General features: G+C 64.4%; 19 protein-coding genes. 7 read left to right on the top strand and 12 right to left on the bottom strand.

What is annotated here, in order from left to right:
* The first annotated feature begins 7 nt into the window (after window positions 1-7).
* The 3 genes from LDO15_RS16505 to LDO15_RS16515 all read left to right on the top strand — a co-directional run bounded on the left by LDO15_RS16505 (window position 8) and on the right by LDO15_RS16515 (window position 2,447).
* Window positions 8-943, top strand: a complete 936-nt coding sequence (locus tag LDO15_RS16505; RefSeq protein ID WP_223980188.1) for a type II secretion system F family protein — start codon at window positions 8-10, stop codon at window positions 941-943.
* 7 nt (window positions 944-950) lie between these two features.
* Window positions 951-1,835 (top strand): type II secretion system F family protein, encoded by an 885-nt coding sequence (locus LDO15_RS16510; RefSeq protein WP_223980190.1) that lies wholly within the window; start codon window positions 951-953, stop codon window positions 1,833-1,835.
* A gap of 150 nt (window positions 1,836-1,985) precedes the next feature.
* Window positions 1,986-2,447 (top strand): Hpt domain-containing protein, encoded by a 462-nt coding sequence (locus tag LDO15_RS16515; RefSeq protein ID WP_223980192.1) that lies wholly within the window; start codon window positions 1,986-1,988, stop codon window positions 2,445-2,447.
* Here the strand turns inward: LDO15_RS16515 and LDO15_RS16520 are convergent.
* Window positions 2,444-3,214, bottom strand: a complete 771-nt coding sequence (locus tag LDO15_RS16520; RefSeq protein ID WP_223980194.1) for a response regulator transcription factor — start codon at window positions 3,212-3,214, stop codon at window positions 2,444-2,446. The two genes, LDO15_RS16515 and LDO15_RS16520, sit on opposite strands and share 4 nt — an antisense overlap.
* 209 nt (window positions 3,215-3,423) lie before the next feature.
* On the opposite strand from LDO15_RS16520, the gene LDO15_RS16525 reads away from it, so the two are divergent.
* Window positions 3,424-4,746, top strand: a complete 1,323-nt coding sequence (locus LDO15_RS16525; RefSeq protein WP_223980196.1) for a HAMP domain-containing sensor histidine kinase — start codon at window positions 3,424-3,426, stop codon at window positions 4,744-4,746.
* Between the two features lie 15 nt (window positions 4,747-4,761).
* Here LDO15_RS16525 and LDO15_RS16530 read toward each other — a convergent pair whose 3' ends face one another.
* The 8 genes from LDO15_RS16530 to LDO15_RS16565 all read right to left on the bottom strand — a co-directional run bounded on the left by LDO15_RS16530 (window position 4,762) and on the right by LDO15_RS16565 (window position 10,128).
* Entirely contained in the window at window positions 4,762-5,652 is an 891-nt protein-coding gene (locus tag LDO15_RS16530) for a tRNA pseudouridine synthase A (protein ID WP_223980198.1), read from the bottom strand.
* Window positions 5,653-5,683: 31 nt separating this feature from the next.
* Entirely contained in the window at window positions 5,684-6,280 is a 597-nt protein-coding gene (gene rplQ / locus LDO15_RS16535) for a 50S ribosomal protein L17 (protein ID WP_223980204.1), read from the bottom strand.
* A 77-nt stretch (window positions 6,281-6,357) separates the two neighbouring features.
* Window positions 6,358-7,368, bottom strand: coding sequence for a DNA-directed RNA polymerase subunit alpha (locus LDO15_RS16540; RefSeq protein WP_018773683.1), 1,011 nt, complete (start codon window positions 7,366-7,368; stop codon window positions 6,358-6,360).
* A 133-nt stretch (window positions 7,369-7,501) separates the two neighbouring features.
* On the bottom strand, window positions 7,502-7,903 hold the full coding sequence (gene rpsK / locus LDO15_RS16545; protein WP_018773682.1) for a 30S ribosomal protein S11: 402 nt from the start codon (window positions 7,901-7,903) through the stop codon (window positions 7,502-7,504).
* Between the two features lie 99 nt (window positions 7,904-8,002).
* Window positions 8,003-8,377 carry a 30S ribosomal protein S13 gene (rpsM, locus tag LDO15_RS16550; protein ID WP_003803743.1) on the bottom strand — a complete coding sequence of 125 codons (375 nt, stop codon included), beginning with the start codon at window positions 8,375-8,377 and terminating at the stop codon, window positions 8,003-8,005.
* A gap of 177 nt (window positions 8,378-8,554) precedes the next feature.
* A complete protein-coding gene (gene rpmJ, locus LDO15_RS16555; RefSeq protein WP_009358722.1) occupies window positions 8,555-8,668 on the bottom strand; it encodes a 50S ribosomal protein L36 in 114 nt (37 codons plus the stop codon).
* A gap of 69 nt (window positions 8,669-8,737) precedes the next feature.
* On the bottom strand, window positions 8,738-8,959 hold the full coding sequence (gene infA, locus LDO15_RS16560; RefSeq protein WP_009358723.1) for a translation initiation factor IF-1: 222 nt from the start codon (window positions 8,957-8,959) through the stop codon (window positions 8,738-8,740).
* Between the two features lie 188 nt (window positions 8,960-9,147).
* Window positions 9,148-10,128 carry a P1 family peptidase gene (locus tag LDO15_RS16565; RefSeq protein ID WP_223980205.1) on the bottom strand — a complete coding sequence of 327 codons (981 nt, stop codon included), beginning with the start codon at window positions 10,126-10,128 and terminating at the stop codon, window positions 9,148-9,150.
* A 266-nt stretch (window positions 10,129-10,394) separates the two neighbouring features.
* Here LDO15_RS16565 and LDO15_RS16570 point away from each other — a divergent pair, with 266 nt between their 5' ends.
* The 3 genes from LDO15_RS16570 (at window position 10,395) to LDO15_RS16580 (ending at window position 13,701) form a co-directional block, all read left to right on the top strand.
* Window positions 10,395-11,345, top strand: a complete 951-nt coding sequence (locus LDO15_RS16570) for a sugar ABC transporter permease (protein ID WP_223980207.1) — start codon at window positions 10,395-10,397, stop codon at window positions 11,343-11,345.
* Window positions 11,346-11,458: 113 nt separating this feature from the next.
* Window positions 11,459-12,280 (top strand): carbohydrate ABC transporter permease, encoded by an 822-nt coding sequence (locus tag LDO15_RS16575; protein WP_223987501.1) that lies wholly within the window; start codon window positions 11,459-11,461, stop codon window positions 12,278-12,280.
* 74 nt (window positions 12,281-12,354) lie between these two features.
* Window positions 12,355-13,701, top strand: coding sequence for an ABC transporter substrate-binding protein (locus LDO15_RS16580; protein WP_223980209.1), 1,347 nt, complete (start codon window positions 12,355-12,357; stop codon window positions 13,699-13,701).
* 99 nt (window positions 13,702-13,800) lie between these two features.
* Here the strand turns inward: LDO15_RS16580 and map are convergent, their stop codons facing one another.
* The 3 genes from map to secY form a co-directional block, all read right to left on the bottom strand.
* Entirely contained in the window at window positions 13,801-14,628 is an 828-nt protein-coding gene (gene map / locus LDO15_RS16585) for a type I methionyl aminopeptidase (RefSeq protein ID WP_223980211.1), read from the bottom strand.
* Window positions 14,629-14,925: 297 nt separating this feature from the next.
* Window positions 14,926-15,495 carry an adenylate kinase gene (locus tag LDO15_RS16590; RefSeq protein ID WP_223980212.1) on the bottom strand — a complete coding sequence of 190 codons (570 nt, stop codon included), beginning with the start codon at window positions 15,493-15,495 and terminating at the stop codon, window positions 14,926-14,928.
* A gap of 5 nt (window positions 15,496-15,500) precedes the next feature.
* Window positions 15,501-16,811: a preprotein translocase subunit SecY gene (secY, locus tag LDO15_RS16595; RefSeq protein ID WP_223980213.1), complete on the bottom strand. Its 1,311-nt coding sequence runs from the start codon at window positions 16,809-16,811 to the stop codon at window positions 15,501-15,503.
* Window positions 16,812-16,965 lie beyond the last annotated feature (154 nt).

Raw genomic sequence — 16,965 nt, forward strand, 5'->3', positions numbered from 1 at the left:
GGAGGACATGACATTGCTGTCCCTTGGAGTTGCCTTGGTCTTCGCCGCGCTTCTGCTCCTTGGCGGTGCTTTCCTTGCCCCGCGGAAGGCAACGGTGCCACTGGACCGGCGGAGGCCCGTCCAGAACCAGCCAGACTCCGCGCTGACCCGTTTCGCGGGTTCGGCTGTCCACCTCGTGGACCGATTCTCCGCTCAGCGACAACTCCGGCTCTTCAACCGGGAAGCGATCGAACATGCAGGGCTTAGGCTGAGCCAGTCCGATTTCCTTGTACTGGTCCTTGCGGGAGCCTTCGTGGGTGCGCTGACAGGCTTCGTCATCTCCGGACCGCTGCTGGCAATCCTTCTCATCCTGCTGGCGCCCCTGGCGGGTCACCTTGTCCTTGGCTTCCTCTCAGGCAGGCGCAGGAGCTTGTTCGACCAACAGCTCGGAGACACCCTCCAATTGCTCTCCGGCGGCCTTCGGGCCGGTCACAGCATTCTGCGCGCCATTGACGCGGCAGCTACGGAATCCCTGAGCCCAACGTCGGAAGAGATGCGCCGCGTGGTCACGGAGACGAGTCTGGGACGCGATCTGCTGGCATCCCTCAACGACACGGCCCAGCGGATGCAGAATGAAGATTTCGTCTGGATCGCGCAGGCAATACAGATCAACCGGGAGGTGGGCGGAAATCTGGCAGAGGTCCTGGACCAGGTCAGCGAGACGATTCGCGAGCGCAGCGAAATCAAGGGCCACATCAAGTCGCTCGCGGCCGAAGGTAAGTTCTCCGCCTACATCCTGATGGCCATGCCGTTTGGCATCGTAACGATGCTCATGCTGGTCAACCCCGGCTACATGAACGTCATGTTTTCGCACCCGCTGGGTTGGGCCATGATCGCGGCCTCCGCCGTGATGATGACGATCGGTGGTCTGTGGATGCGCAAGATCATCGACCTGAAGTTCTGAGACGCCCATGGATCCCCTAGTCCTGCTCGCGCTGCTGCTGGTGTCGCTCCCGCTCGGGTATCTGGCATGGTCATGGCTCTCTGTGGACCGGAAGTCCGAGCGTGCGGCCCGGGAACTGCTGGCCCTCGGCAGGGACACGGCCGGTCCCGCCGGGCAGGAGCAAAGCAAGCTAGTGGAGCGGATCGGCTACCGCCTGACGCCAGCCGGCTACATCCGGAGGCTCGACAGGCTTGTGTCCCTGGCGGGACGTCCCGCGTCGCTGCCGCTCGGACGCGTGCTCGCGGCCAAGCCTCTGCTGGGCCTGCTGGGTGCTCTCCTCGGACTCTACTTGAGCGGCGCAGGCCCGACGCCGGTCCTCAAGCTGGTGGGGATCTTCGTAGCATTGCTGGGCTACTTCATCCCCGATCTCCTGCTCTACAGCAAGGGCCAGGAACGCCAGAAGGTCATGCAGCTGGAACTGGCCAACACCCTGGACCAGATGCTCATTTCGGTGGAGGCCGGTCTGGGGTTCGAGGGCGCCATGGCCCGCGCCGGGGAAAACGGGAAAGGACCGCTCGCCGAAGAGCTCGTCAGGACCCTGCAGGACATGCAGGTGGGCAGGAGCCGCCGGGAGTCCTACCTGGCACTCGCGGAACGGACGAGCATCCCGGAACTGCGCAGCTTCGTCCAGGCCGTGGTCCAGGCGGACACGTACGGCATCGCCGTCAGCACGGTGCTTCGGATCCAGGCGAAAGTCATGCGGGTCAAGCGTCGGCAGCGAGCCGAGGAGAAAGCCATGAAGCTGCCCGTGGCCATCTTGTTTCCGCTACTGTTCTTCATCTTCCCTGTGCTCTTCATCGCTATTCTTGGCCCCGCGATCATCAATGCCGTGGCGACCTTCAGCGGCCAGTAACATAAGCGCCGCCGGCGCCGGACCGCAGCGCCGGACCGCACTGCCGAACAGCACCGAAGTACCCAGGAATGCACCCGAAAACCCACAATTTTGCCACAGGAAAGGCCGGAGTTGGAAACACGGCGCAGGCGCAGCAAGTAGCGTGGGCACATGTCCTTCCAAGGTGCGCCAGATGACGGCGATACAAACACTGGCTCGTCAGCCGACAGCTCCGCGTCCGGCGCGGGCGTGGCGCCCGCAGCTGCCGAAGACGTTGCGAGCCCGGTCGTGGACCCCTCCGCCCTCCAGGAACTCGGGTCACAGCTGAACAGCCCCGCCGTGGCCACGGGATTCGCGAGGGACTACACGAGGATGTGGGACCAGCGCTATCAATCCCTCGCTTCGTCCCTGGACAGCGGTAACGAGGCCGCGGCTCTGGACGCCGTCCTGAGCCTGAAGACGTCCTCGGAGATGGTCGGCGGCGTCCGTCTGGCCGAACTCGCCAGGGAGCTTGAAGACGCCATCCGCGTCCGCGACGCCGACCTTGCCCGGTTGCTCCTGCGTGAAGTCGCCGAGAGCGGAAATGAGACCGTGGACGAGCTGCAGCTCAGGCACAACCTCGGGGAAAGCTAGTCCAAGGCCTGTGTGAGCCGGTACCCAACGCCACGGACTGTCTGAAGCCAGCGAGGCTGCAGCGGATCCTCCCGCAGCTTGCGGCGCAGGTTGCCGATATGCACTTCGACGGCACGCTCGTCGGATTCACTGATGTAGGCATCCGGGCTGTAGTGCTCACCCCGCACTACGCGCACCAGATCGGTCTTGGACCGGACGGCACCTGCCCCTTTCAAGAGGGCATGCAGGAGATCGAACTCGCTGCGCGTCAGGCTGGCAGGAATGCCGTCAACGGTCACCGAACGGGTGTGGGGGTTCAATGCCAAGCCGTTGTGCCGGAAATCCGAATCGGAGGGCAGGACAAGAGACTTCGAAGGAGGCGTCCCGGGGTCCGCAGACCCGGAATCGGGGGCGTCCTGCCGGGGACGGCGCATCATTGCAGCCACCCGGGCCCGCAGCTCGCGCGGCCGGAACGGTTTGGTCATGAAATCATCGGCACCGGTGTGCAAGGCGGTCAGGGTGTCCAACTCGTCCGTCCTCGCCGTCAGCATGACCACATAGGCATCGCTGAACTGCCGAATCCGGCGCAGGACTTCAAAGCCGTCAATATCGCTAAGGCCAACGTCCAAGGTAACAACGCTGGCCTTCTGATTGCGTACGACCTCGACCCCCTCGCGACCGCTCGCTGCGCCGTGGACGTCAAATCCCGCCTGGCTCAACACAGCTTCGACGAGGTTGCGTACATCTTCGTCGTCTTCCACAACGACGGCGACTCCCAAGTCAGTCATGGCCCCCCTCACATCTGATGCGACACCTACCCCCATAGCGACCGCGTCGGTTCAGCTGTGCAATCATAATGCCCCAGCATTGCTAGAATACCCACGCTATCGCGCTAATAACTGTTTAGGCACAGCCGCGAGAACATATTTTCGTAACTTGTCAAGTTGGCGTGACGAATGCTGTTGAATTGGAGCAGCGCGGAAGGGGTGCGGCTTCATTGAGTAGACAGCAACTGGTCCGGAACCCGGCAGGTTACTTTGCGGGATTCCCGCGGTGTGTGCAGCTGACCCTTTGCCAGCTGCCGCTCTCGCTGGCGATGACGGCTGCGGTGCTTGCCGCGCCTGTAGGCTGGCCCGGCTTCTTCGAGAGCGCCCTGTGCCGGGCCGCCCTGGCGCTCCTTCTGGCACTCCTCATGGCCTGCCTTATGCTGCCCTGGCAGCGGTTCGGGCCGTACGCTCCGCTCTCAATCCCCGTGCTCGACCTGGCCGCGATCGGCCTCATCCGCAGCGGCGGCGTCGAAGACCTGCCGGACCCCGGCATCCTGGCCGTCTTTCCGGTCCTCTGGATCGCAGCCTCGCGTCTGCCCGGTCCGGCAATGCTCTCGATCAGTTTCTTCGGTCCGTTGCTGACCGGCCTGCCGTGGTTGCTCCACGACGGCCCCAGCGTAGACGGATACGCGGCCGCCATCCTCCTGCCGTTCATCACCTTGGCGGTGTCCATTGCGTTGCTCTTTGAGCGGCAACGGTTGACTGCGTACCTGACAGCCCAGCTCCACGTCGGCCGCGAACGCGAACGCCTGCTCAATGACGAGGTTTCCGATCTGAACGATGCCCTTGCTGCCAAGGACGACGTTGTCTCCACCGTCTCCCACGAGTTCCGGACCCCCTTGACATCGATCATCGGAAATCTGGATCTTGCCCTCAGCGACTCGGAACAGCTGACTGCCCCGGCCGTAAGACGTATCGAGGTTGCACAACGAAACGCCGAACGGCTCCTCGCCCTTGTCTCGGATCTGCTGATGTCTGCCAACTCGGCTGTCCATGTCCATCCCCGGCGGACCGATCTGGCGGCCCTCGTGGAGGCGAGCCTGGGCTCGGCGCAGGCCCACGCCGCGGCCTCCCGGGTGGTGCTCTCGATGAACGTACCGGCGCCCCTGTGGGCGCACGTGGACCCGCTGCGGATCAGCCAGGCCTTGGATAACCTCATTTCCAACGCCATCAAGTACTCCCCCGACGGCGGCAGCGTCCGCGTTTCCGCCGGCACCGAGGGAGACCGTGTGCTGCTGCATGTGGAAGATGACGGATTGGGGATGACAGCGGCCGACGCCGAACAAGTCTTCACCCGGTTCTTCCGAAGCCCGACTGTGCGGGACGGTTCCATCCCCGGGGCCGGGCTCGGGTTGTCGATCACGAAGGCGATCGCCGAACGCCACGGCGGCTCCATATCCTGCAGCACGCGCCTCGGCTCCGGAAGCACCTTCACGCTGGCGCTCCCCGCGGACGGCGCAGCAACGACTTACTCGCATCCGGCGTTCGGGTAGCCGCGTTCCGGCTCCCTAGGCGCGCAGTGCCCGGGTCAGTTCGGCCCGGGCCAGCATGCCGCTCTCGGACGGGTAGGCCACTTCCTCAAGCACCAGCGGATGCGGGGCAGCCAGCACGGAGCGGGCGTCACGCTGCCGGGCGAGCAGCCGCTCGTAGAGCCAGCCCGGGGCCTCTACGCCCTCCCCCACGTACAGCGCCGAGCCCACGAGGGACCGGACCATGTTGTGGCAGAACGCGTCGGCCTGCACGGTTGCGACGATGACCCCGTCGGTGCCCCGCGCGAACTCGAAGCGCTGCAGTTCCCGGATGGTCGTGGCACCCTCGCGGGGCTTGCAGTAGGAGCGGAAATCCTGCAGTCCAAGCAGCTGCGCGGCGCCCTCGTTCAGGAGCCCGACGTCGAGCGGGGTCTTGTGCCAAAGGGTCGACGAGCGCCCCAGCGGGTCCCACAGGGCGGGGCCGTCCGCGATCCGGTACGAATAGCGGCGCCAGAGGGCAGAAAACCGGGCATCGAACCCTGCGGGCGCCACGGCCACGCGGTGGACCTCGATCGCCCCGCTCAGGTCCCCCAGCCCGCGGCTGAGGGCACCGCGGATACGGCGAAGCAGGGCGACGGCGGGATCGAGTTCGGTGCCGCGGTTCAGCCCCTGCCACTCGACTTCGGTCAGGTCCAGGTGGACCACCTGCCCCCGGGCGTGCACGCCGGCGTCGGTCCGGCCGGCCACGGTGACCCGCACCGGACGGCGGATCAGCAGCTCAAGAGCCTGCTCCAGGACGCCCTGGACGGTGCGCAGTCCCGGCTGGACCGCCCACCCGCTAAAGGGGCCGCCGTCGTACGCCACATCCAACCGGACACGCAAAAACCCGCCGCCCCCCAAGACGGGGGCAGCGGGTTTGAGCTCGTTCATAGACTTAAGTCTATAAGAAGGTTTTAGCGAATTACTTCGCGTCCTTCTCGGACTTAGCGTCTGCTTCCTCAGCGGCCGGAGCCTCTTCGGTCGCGGCGGCTTCAGTCTCTGCGGCCTCGGCGGCCGGAGCCTCTTCGGTCTCAGCAACTTCGGTCTCAGCAGATTCGGTCTCAGCAACCGGAGCCGCTTCGGCCTTCTCGGCATCCTTCTTGTCAGCGTCGCGCTTGGCAGCGGAGGTAGCCTCGGCTACGACGGCCTGCTTGGCGGAAACCGGCTCGAGGACCAGTTCGATGACAGCCATGGGAGCGTTGTCGCCCTTGCGGTTGCCGATCTTGGTGATGCGGGTGTAGCCGCCGTCGCGGTTCTCCACTGCCTGTGCGATGTCGGTGAACAGCTCGTGGACGACGCCCTTGTTGCTGATCAGGCCGAGTACACGGCGGCGGGAAGCCAGGTCGCCACGCTTGGCGAAGGTCACCAGGCGCTCGGCGTACGGCTTCAGGCGCTTGGCCTTGGTCACCGTGGTGGTGATCCGCTTGTGCTCGAACAGTGCGGCGGACAGGTTCGCGAGCATAAGACGCTCGTGAGCCGCTCCGCCTCCGAGGCGCGGACCCTTAGCGGGGGTAGGCATAATAGTTTCTCCTCATATGGAAGCCGTTGGGCTGCGCACGCCAGGGTGCATCCAGCCGGCCGGCCAAGATCTGTTGGTTAGAGCTCGTCGTCGCTGAACGCGGCGTCGTCCTCTTCGATGGCTGCGGCACGTGCTGCGAGATCGAAACCGGGAGGGGAGTCCTTGAGGGACAGTCCCAGTTCGACCAGCTTGGCCTTGACCTCATCGATGGACTTCGCGCCGAAGTTGCGGATGTCCATGAGGTCAGCCTCGGAGCGGGCAACGAGTTCACCCACGGTGTGGATGCCCTCACGCTTGAGGCAGTTGTAGGAACGGACCGTCAGGTCCAGATCCTCGATCGGCAGAGCCATGTCGGCTGCCAGGGCAGCGTCCGTCGGCGACGGGCCGATCTCGATACCTTCAGCTGCGGTGTTCAGCTCGCGGGCCAGACCGAACAGTTCCACCAGGGTGGTACCTGCCGAAGCAACGGCATCGCGCGGGGCGATGGCCTGCTTGGTCTCGACGTCGACAATGAGCTTGTCGAAGTCAGTGCGCTGCTCAACACGGGTAGCTTCCACGCGGAAAGTAACCTTCAGGACCGGCGAGTAGATCGAGTCGACCGGGATGCGGCCGATCTCGGAGTCGCCGGACTTGTTCTGAGCTGCCGAAACGTAGCCGCGACCGCGCTCGATGGTCAGTTCGAGTTCGAACTTGCCCTTCGAGTTCAGCGTGGCAATGTGCAGATCCGGGTTGTGGAATTCGACTCCGGCCGGCGGAGCGATGTCCGCGGCGGTGACGACTCCCGGGCCCTGCTTGCGCAGGTAAGCAACAACCGGCTCGTCGTGCTCGGAGGAAACCGACAGGTTCTTGATGTTCAGGATGATCTCAGTGACATCTTCCTTGACACCCGGAACCGTGGTGAACTCGTGCAGCACGCCATCGATCCGGATGCTCGTGACAGAGGCACCGGGGATCGAGGAGAGCAGGGTACGGCGGAGGGAGTTTCCGAGGGTGTAACCGAAGCCCGGCTCCAGCGGTTCGATGATGAACCGGGAGCGGTTTTCGGAGACGACCTCTTCGGAGAGGGTGGGGCGCTGTGCAATGAGCACTTAGGTTTCCTTTCGGCGAGCATCCGCTATATGACGCAACACAGGTGGTGGAAAGATCGGTCTGAAGACTTAACGCGGCCGGGCCTGCCCGGACCGGTGAGGGTCCGGGCAAGCTCCTGGGCGCTGGAAAGCCTTAGACGCGGCGGCGCTTCGGCGGACGGCAGCCGTTGTGGGCGCTGGGGGTGACGTCCTGGATGGAGCCAACCTCGAGGCCAGCGGCCTGCAGCGAGCGGATGGCGGTCTCGCGTCCGGAACCCGGTCCCTTGACGAACACGTCAACCTTGCGCATGCCGTGCTCCTGTGCACGCTTTGCGGCGGCTTCGGCGGCCATCTGGGCAGCGAACGGGGTGGACTTACGCGAGCCCTTGAAGCCAACTTCACCGGACGAGGCCCAGGAGATGACTGCACCGTTCGGGTCCGTGATGGACACGATGGTGTTGTTAAAGGTGCTCTTGATGTGCGCCTGGCCCAGCGCGATATTCTTCTTGTCCTTCTTACGCGGCTTGCGAACCGCGCCACGAGTCTTCGGGGGCATTTTTTCTCCTACAGAAAGTTATTGGGGGAAAGCCTACGCTTGGCCCACTTGCCTGGTTCCTTGAAATCGCCTCAACGATTCTCAGGGGGCAAATGGGGTTTAGCGGGCCTTCTTCTTGCCGGCGACGGTACGCTTCGGGCCCTTGCGGGTACGGGCGTTGGTCTTCGTACGCTGTCCGCGTACGGGCAGGCCCTTGCGGTGACGCAGGCCTTCGTAGCTGCCGATCTCAACCTTGCGGCGGATGTCGGCGGCTACCTCGCGGCGAAGGTCACCCTCAACCTTGTAGTTGCCTTCAATGTAGTCACGAAGCTCGACCAGCTGCGCGTCGGTCAGGTCCTTGACCCGAACGTCAGCGCTGATGCCGGTGGCAGCCAGGGTTTCGTGTGCACGGGTCTTGCCCACGCCATAGATGTAAGTAAGCGCAATTTCCAACCGCTTTTCGCGGGGAATGTCTACGCCAGCGAGACGAGCCATAGTGGCAGTGCTCCTTGTATAAACCGGAGGTCGTAGGCAGTACACCCGCACGTCAAGTGCGGCCCCAGCCTCCGACCGGGGGTTAGCTGTCCGGGCCCATTACGTCCCAGTTCAGCTTGTGCTGCCTTTTCTATTTACTTGCGTGGGTTAGCAACCCAGGGTTTCCCGAAAGGGAAATTAGCCCTGGCGCTGCTTGTGGCGCGGGTTCTCGCAGATCACCATGACCCGGCCATTACGGCGGATCACTTTGCACTTTTCGCAGATCTGCTTGACGCTCGGCTTGACCTTCATGGCGTTCCTTTGCGTGTTGCAGTTGGTCAGCTGAAACGGCCCTCGGCTATTGCCCTGGCCGCCCAGTGTTTACTTGTAGCGGTAGACGATACGACCACGTGTCAGGTCGTAAGGGCTCAGCTCCACCACTACGCGGTCCTCGGGGAGGATCCTGATGTAGTGCTGGCGCATCTTTCCAGAGATGTGTGCCAGAACGATGTGCTTGTTGGTGAGCTCAACGCGAAACATCGCGTTAGGCAGCGCCTCGGTCACAACGCCCTCGATCTCAATGACCCCGTCCTTCTTGGCCATACCCTCCGCTAACTGTTGTTGCCGCAGCCTCCCGGATTGCACCGGTCATGACCGCGGACGTTTTTGATTGATTGGCTGGTGCCACCAGACCCTAAAAGGGCACAACGGGGCAGACAACCAACAGTCAACACTACGCCATTGCGGCCCGATTGTTAAATCCGGAGTTAAATCCAGCCATCGTAGCGCACTCAGCGTCCGTACGCACCTAGCGTCCCCGCCGCCGTCGTCACCGCCTCGGCCCGCGCGATCCCGTCAAGGATGGCCAGCCGGACGACGTCGGCTGCCGCGCTTTGCAGCGTGATGAGCCCCAGCTGGCGCGCCGCCGGGGTACTGCGGTCCAGCGCGACGGCGCCCGTCGCCAGGGCGAACACCGTGTCGCCGTCGGCAAGCGTGTGGCTCGGATTCAAGGCCCGGGCCAGTCCGGCGTGGGCCGCCGACGCCGTCCTTTTGCACTCGGCCTTGTCCAGGACGGCGTCGGTGGCGACGACGACGAGCGTTGTGTTGAGGGGCGGCGCCTCCGTCAGCTTCGGATCCGTGCCGCCGTTGCCGGCTTTCGCCGCAGCGGCCGAAGCCTTCTGCGGCGATGTGCCAAACGGTAACCCCAGCGCATTGACTACCGCCAGGGCCGCTACAACGACCCCATTGTCTAGGGTGATGGAGGCGGTGCCTACTCCCCCTTTGTAGGTTCCGCGGCCGATTGCGGCTCCCGTGCCGGCTCCTACATTGCCGCGGTCGACGTCGTGCCCGTCCGGCTGGGCCGCGGCGGCGGCCGTGGCCGCGTAGCCCATGGCCTCGCCGGGGCGTGCCAAGAAGTCCCCGCCGCGGCCCAGGTCAAAGATCGCCGCAGCAGGCACGATCGGAACGAGGCCGCCGGGAACCGCAAAGCCCCGGCCGTTTTCCTCGCACCAGCGCTGGGCACCGTGAGCGGCCGCGAGGCCAAAGGCGCTCCCCCCGGTCAGGACCACGGCGTCCACGGTCGAGGACAGCGTCGTGGGATCCAGCGCGTCCGTCTCGTGCGTTCCGGGGCCGCCGCCGCGGACGTCCACTGAGCCCACGGTGCCCGGCGGCGGGAGGACCACCGTCACCCCGGTCAGCCAGCCGTCGTCGGTCTTCTGGACATGGCCTACCCGGATTCCGGCGACGTCGGTGATCGCTCCTGTTGCTCCCATGGCTCTATTGTGCTCCCCGGGCAGCGCCGCGGCCCGCACCGTTCCCTCCATCGACTTGACGAATCGCGCCCGAATGTCTTTAGCCCAAACAAGCGTTATGTAATACTGCATGCAACACAGCGTTAACGGGCGACGAAGCCTTGGACAACAAAGCTCTACTGGGGTCTTGTGCGGGGATCTGCCCACCAGCCATGTGGTGAAGTGATAGCAAGGTATCCCCGCCCACCCGCCTGCCACTGGCAGGCCTGGAACCGTTAGAGACCTGAATGACGCGACAATTGACCGACCGGCCCCGTGCCGCCGTCGAGGCCAAACCGGCCCCGGCGCCGCGTGCCCGCTGGTCCGCCCGAACCCGCCGGGACTTCTTTGTCTTCCTGGCCCTGGCCCTCCCCAACCTTCTCCTGATTGGAGTGTTCACCTACCTCCCGCTCTTCAACAACATCTACTACTCCACCCTTGACTGGACGCTGGGCTCAGCTTCGGCCACGGTGGTGGGCTTCGATAACTACGTCACCTTCTTCACGAGTCCGGACGCCACCGAAGTTCTGGGCACCACCGCGGTGTTCACCCTGATCACGGTCGGCGGTTCCATGATCCTGGGCTTGCTGGTGGCCATCGCCCTCAACTCCCGGATCCGCGGCACCACCTTCGCACGCTCGGCCGTCTTCGCCCCTTATGTGCTCAGCGGCGTCGGCGTCGGCCTCGTCTGGCTGTTCATTTTCGATCCCGGCTATGGAGTGCTCGCCTGGCTGTTGCGCGGCATCGGCCAGCAGAGTCCGCAGTGGATCAACGATCCGCAGTTGTCCCTGGTCATGGTCATCATCGTCTACGTCTGGAAAAACCTCGGGTACTGCGCCGTGGTGTACCTGGCCGGCCTCCAGTCGCTGCCGCAGGATGTCATGGAGGCGGCCGCCCTGGACGGGGCCAACAGCTTCCGGCGCTTTCTGAGCATGTCCCTGCCGCTGCTCTCCCCCACCACGTTCTTCCTGCTCATCACCACCATGCTGAGCTCCCTGCAGGCCTTTGACCTGATCCGGATCATGACCCCGCTGGGCAACGGCACCAGCACGTTGATTTATGAGGCGTACCTTCAGGCCTTCGGGGCGTTCAACCGCGCGGGCTACTCGGCCGCGGTCTCGGTGATTCTCTTCGCCATCCTGCTCATCATCACCGTGCTGCAGTTGCGGTTCGTCGAACGGAAGGTGCACTACTCGTGAGCACACTCTCGCCTGTTAGCCCCGATTCTGCCGCTGACGCCGCCTCCGTCTCCGCTGCGGACGCCGGTCCCGGGGCTCCGCAGCAGCGCGACAAGCCGTTCTCCCGGGCCAACCTGGCACGGACGATCGCCGGCGGCTATCTTCCGCTCATCGCCGCGACGCTGGTGGTGTTCCTGCCGCTGCTGTGGATGGTGCTCAGTTCCTTCAAGCAGCCCGGCGAAATCATCACCATGGATTTGAAGATCCTGCCGGAGAGCCTGGACTTCGAAAACTACAACACCGCCATGACGACCGTCCCGTTCGCCCAGTTCTTCGCCAACAGCCTGATCGTCACCGGAGTGGGGGCCACCATCAAGGTCCTCCTGGCGATCCTGACGGCCTACGCGCTCGTGTTCGTCCGCTTCCCGTTCAAGAACGCCATCTTCGTGCTGATCCTCGTGGCCCTGATGGTTCCGCCGCAGGTGTCCATCCTGCCCAACTACATCCTGATCGCGGGGATGGGCGGCAAGAACACCCTGTGGGGCATCATCCTGCCGGGGCTCGGCACCGCCTTCGGCACCTTCCTGCTGCGTCAGCACTTCATGACGCTTCCCGCCTCCATCCTGGAATCGGCAGAGATCGACGGCGCCGGCCACTGGCGCCGGCTCTGGCGGATCGTGGTCCCGGTCTCCGGCCCCTCGATCGCGACGGTCGCGCTCGTCGTCGTCGTGAGCGAATGGAACGACTACATCTGGCCGCTCATCATCACCGACCGCCCCGAGACCATGACGCTGCCGGTGGGCCTGACGCTGCTCCAGAACTCCGAGGGCAACGGTTCCGGCTGGGGCATCCTGATGGCCGGCGCCGTCCTGGTGATCGTGCCCATCCTGCTCGTCTTCGCAGCCCTGCAGCGCTACATCGTGGCCGGTCTCACCCAAGGCAGCGTCACCGGGTGACGCCGCCTGCCAACGCTTCCTGCCGAACACAGTTATCACCAATCAACCAGTCAGCATCATCGAGAGGATCCACCATGGCATTGAATCTTGACCGCAGGCACTTCCTGGGACTGGCGGGCGCCGGCGCCGGCGCCGCCGCACTGAGTGCCTGCGGAGGCCCATCCACCACAGGGACCACGGCCGCCACCGGCGCTGCCGACATCGATTTCAGCGGGGTCAAGCCCGCTGCGTCGATCGATTTTTGGTCCAACCACCCGGGCAAGTCCCAGGATGTGGAGAAGGCCATCATCGAGAAGTTCCATGCCAAGTTCCCGGAAATCAAGGTCAACCTGATCACCGCCGGGGCAAACTACGAGGAAATCGCGCAGAAGTTCCAGACCTCCCAGGCGGCGAAGTCGGCCCTTCCCGGGCTGGTGGTCCTCTCCGACGTCTGGTGGTTCCGCTACTTCACCAACGGCAACATCATTCCCCTCGACAGCCTGGTCAAGCAGCTGGATATCAAGGTGGACGATTTCCAGAAGTCGCTCGTCGCGGACTACCAGTACGCCGGCAAGCAGTGGGCCCTCCCCTATGGCCGCTCCACCCCGCTGTTCTACTACAACAAGGACCACTTCAAGGCGGCGGGGCTGCCGGACCGAGCCCCCAAGACCTGGCAGGAATTCGGCGAATGGGCCCCGAAGCTCAAGGCCAGTTCCGGGGCGCAGTACGCCTACATCTACCCGGCGCTGGCCGGCTACGCGGGCTGGACCCTGCAGAACAACCTGTGGGGCTGGGGCGGCAGCTGGTCGAACGAGTGGACCGTCACCTGCGATTCCGCCGAGTCTGTCGCGGCCCTGCAGTGGGCCCAGGACTCAATCTACAAGGACAAGTGGGCCGGGGTGTCCTCCAAGGAAGCCGCGGACGACTTCGCCGCGGGCATCACCTCGACCACCATTTCCTCCACCGGATCGCTGCTGGGTGTCCTGAAGTCCGCCAAGTTCAACGTGGGCGTCGGCTACCTTCCGGGCGGACCGAAGACGGAGAGCGGCGTCTGCCCCACGGGCGGGGCCGGGCTCGGCATTCCCAGCGGTGTCAGCAAGGAAATCCAGCTCGCGGCCGCCACGTTCCTGAAGTTCATGACGGAGCCGGAAAACACTGCGGCGTTCTCGGCGGCCACCGGTTACATGCCCACCCGCATGTCCGCCGACATGGGCGCCGTGCTGGCCAAGACCCCGCAGATCAAGACCGCCATGGACCAGCTCGCCGTGACCCGCGTCCAGGACAACGCGCGCGTGTTCCTGCCCGGCGCGGACCAGGAGATGGCCAAGGCCGCCGCGGCAATCCTGACCCAGCAGGGCGACGTCAAAGCCACCATGGCCGGGCTGAAGACGACCCTCGAGGGGATCTACACCAAGGACGTGAAACCCAAGCTGAAGAGCTAACCTCGCCGGCGACACGCCCACCTCCCCAACTAGCTCGCAGCAGGGGCCGTTTTGAGCGCTCAAAACGGCCCCTGCTGCGAGCTAGTTGGGTTAAGGGGGTTAGGGAATCGGGACGGGCACGACGCCGAGCGGCGCCAGTTTCGCCGCGCCGCCGTCGGGCGCCGAGAGGACCCAGATCCCCTTCTCATGCACGGCGACGGAGTGTTCCCACTGGCAGGAGCGCTTGCCGTCCGTGGTGACCACGGTCCAATCGTCCTCAAGTATGGCGGTGTCGATGCTGCCGCGGACCAGCATGGGCTCGATGGCCAGGCACAGCCCGGGGCGGATCTTGGGCCCGCGGTGGCTGGTGCGGTAGTTCAGCACGTCCGGGGCCATGTGCATCTCGGATCCGATCCCGTGGCCCACATAGTCTTCCAGGATGCCCAGCGGCTTGCCCGGCACGGAGGAGACGTAGTCGTCCACGGCGTTGCCGATATCGCCCACGAACTTGCCGGTGGCCAGGGCCGCGATGCCCCGCCACATGGCTTCCTCAGTGACCTCGGACAGGCGCACGTCCTCGGGATCGGGGGTGCCGACAATCACGGTCCGCGCAGAATCGGAGTGCCAGCCGTCCACGATCGCGCCGCCGTCGATTGAGATGATGTCGCCGTCCTGCAGGACCCGGCTGCCGGGGATCCCGTGGACCACTTCCTCGTTCACGGACGTGCAGATGGTGGCCGGGAAGCCGTGGTATCCGAGGAAGTTGGACTTGGCGCCGGCGTCCTGTAGCACGGCGGCGAACACCTCGTCCAGCCGGGCCGTGGTGACGCCCGGGGCGGCCGCGGCAACGGCGGCATCCAGCGCCCGGCTCAGGACAAGCCCGGCCTCGTGCATGGTGCGCATCTGGGCGTTGGTCTTGTATTCAATGCGGGGCTGGCCGAATGCCATCTCTACCTCAGTGCTTCATCTCGCGGTCCGGGCGCGTCGCCCCGGGCCTCCACGTCGGGTCATCAACCCAAGTCTTCACGCTCTATTCTCCCGTACCCGCACCACTGCCCGGGACGGGCAGTGGTGCGGGCAGCCCGGGACGGGCACTGCGCCTGCCAGTTCCTCTGGGCCCGGACCGGCCGATGCCAAACAGCGAAGGGCGCGTTCCGTACCCGATGGTACGGAACGCGCCCCTCTATACTGCGTCAGCCGCAATGCGGCAGCTCTGCCGCTTCAGCTGAAGTGCCTCAGGATGGATCAGGCGGTCTGGGCCGACTTGATCGCTTCCATGACGCGCTCGGTGACTTCATCGATGCCGCCGATGCCGTCCACCTGGGTCAGGATGCCGCGCTCGGCATACTTCGCCACGACCGGTTCGGTCTGCTCGTGGTAGAGGTCCAGCCGGTGACGGATAACGCCTTCGTTGTCGTCGCTGCGGCCTGTCTCCTTGGCGCGGCCCAGGAGCCGCTTGACCAGTTCTTCATCGTCCGCGGTGAGCTGCAGGACGACGTCGAGCTTCTGGTCGGCGTCGGCCAGGATCGCGTCAAGGTAGTCCACCTGCGCGGTGGTGCGCGGGTAACCGTCCAGCAGGAAGCCGGGTTCGACGTCGTCCTCGCTGAGGCGGTCGCGCACCATCTTGTTGGTGACGCTGTCCGGAACGAAATCGCCGGCGTCCATGTACTTCTTGGCCTCGACACCCAGCGGCGTCTCACCCTTGACGTTGGCGCGGAAGATGTCTCCCGTGGAGATCGCAACGACGCCGAGGCGTTCGGAAATGCGTTCCGCCTGCGTTCCCTTGCCGGAGCCGGGAGGTCCGATAATCAACATTCTCGTCATCGCAAAAGCCCTTCGTAGTGACGTTGCTGTAGTTGCGCATCAATCTGCTTCACGGTCTCCAGACCGACGCCCACCATGATCAGGATCGAGGTGCCGCCGAACGGGAAGTTCTGGTTCGCGTTGATCAGGACCAGTGCAACCAGCGGGATCAGTGCCACGAAGCCGAGGTAGAAGGCTCCGGGCAGGGTGATCCGGGATAGGACGTACTGAAGATAATCCGCCGTCGGCTTGCCGGCGCGGATACCCGGAATGAAGCCACCGTACTTCTTCATGTTGTCCGAGACCTCTTCAGGGTTGAATGTAATCGCAACATAGAAGTAGGTGAAAAACACAATCATGGCGAAATACAGCAACATATAGATCGGGTGGTCGCCCTTGGTCAGGTTGTTGTTGATCCACTCAACCCAGGGCTGCATCGGCTCGCCGGCCTTGGGCTGGTTGAACTGAGCGATCAGCCCCGGCAGGTACAGCATGGACGAGGCAAAGATGACGGGCACGACGCCGGCCATGTTCACCTTGATGGGGATGTAAGTGCTGGTGCCGCCGACGGTGCGGCGGCCGATCATGCGCTTGGCGTACTGCACCGGGATCCGGCGCTGGGACTGCTCCACGAACACCACGAGGGCCACGGTGAGCAGGCCGATGACCAGGACCAGGAAGAACGTACCCGGGCCCTGGGCCTTCCAGATCGCGCCGAGCGAGCCGGGGAAGCCTGCTGCGATGGACGTGAAGATGAGCAGGGACATGCCGTTGCCGACGCCCTTCTCCGTGACGAGCTCGCCCATCCACATGATCAGGCCGGTACCGGCCGTCAGCGTGATGATGATCAGGACCGTGGTGACGATGGAGCTGTCCGGGATGATGGGCAGCTGGCAGTTCGGCAGCAGCTGGCCGGACCGCGCCAGCGACACCAGCGTTGTGGCGTTGAGCAGGCCGAGGGCGATTGTGAGGTAACGGGTGTACTGGGTCAGTTTCGACTGGCCCGATGCGCCCTCCTCGTACAGCTGCTGGAAGCGGGGAATGACCACCCGGAGCAGCTGGACGATGATGCTCGCCGTGATGTAGGGCATGATGCCGAGGGCGAAGATGGAGACCTGCAGCAATGCACCGCCGCTGAACAGGTTGACGAGCTGGTAGATCCCGCCCGAGGTCTGACCGTTCTGCAAGCATTGCTGGACATTCTGGTAGCTCACACCAGGCGAGGGGATGAAGGCACCCAAGCGGAAGATTGTGATGATTCCCAGCGTGAACAACAACTTGCGTCGCAGATCAGGCGTGCGAAAGGCCCGGCCAAATGCGCTAAGCAAGCGTCCTCCTGAGTAATAAGTAAAGTTGTGTGAGACAGGTCAAATAAACCCAACAACCGAGTCTAACGGGTGGATGCGTCCGGCGAACAATCGGCGGGGCCCGGAAAATGAAAAAACTCCCGGCACCGGGGGCCGGAGCCCCTGGTGCCGGGAG

Origin of the sequence: Arthrobacter sp. NicSoilB8, assembly GCF_019977355.1 — a bacterium.
Classification (GTDB): Bacteria; Actinomycetota; Actinomycetes; order Actinomycetales; family Micrococcaceae; genus Arthrobacter.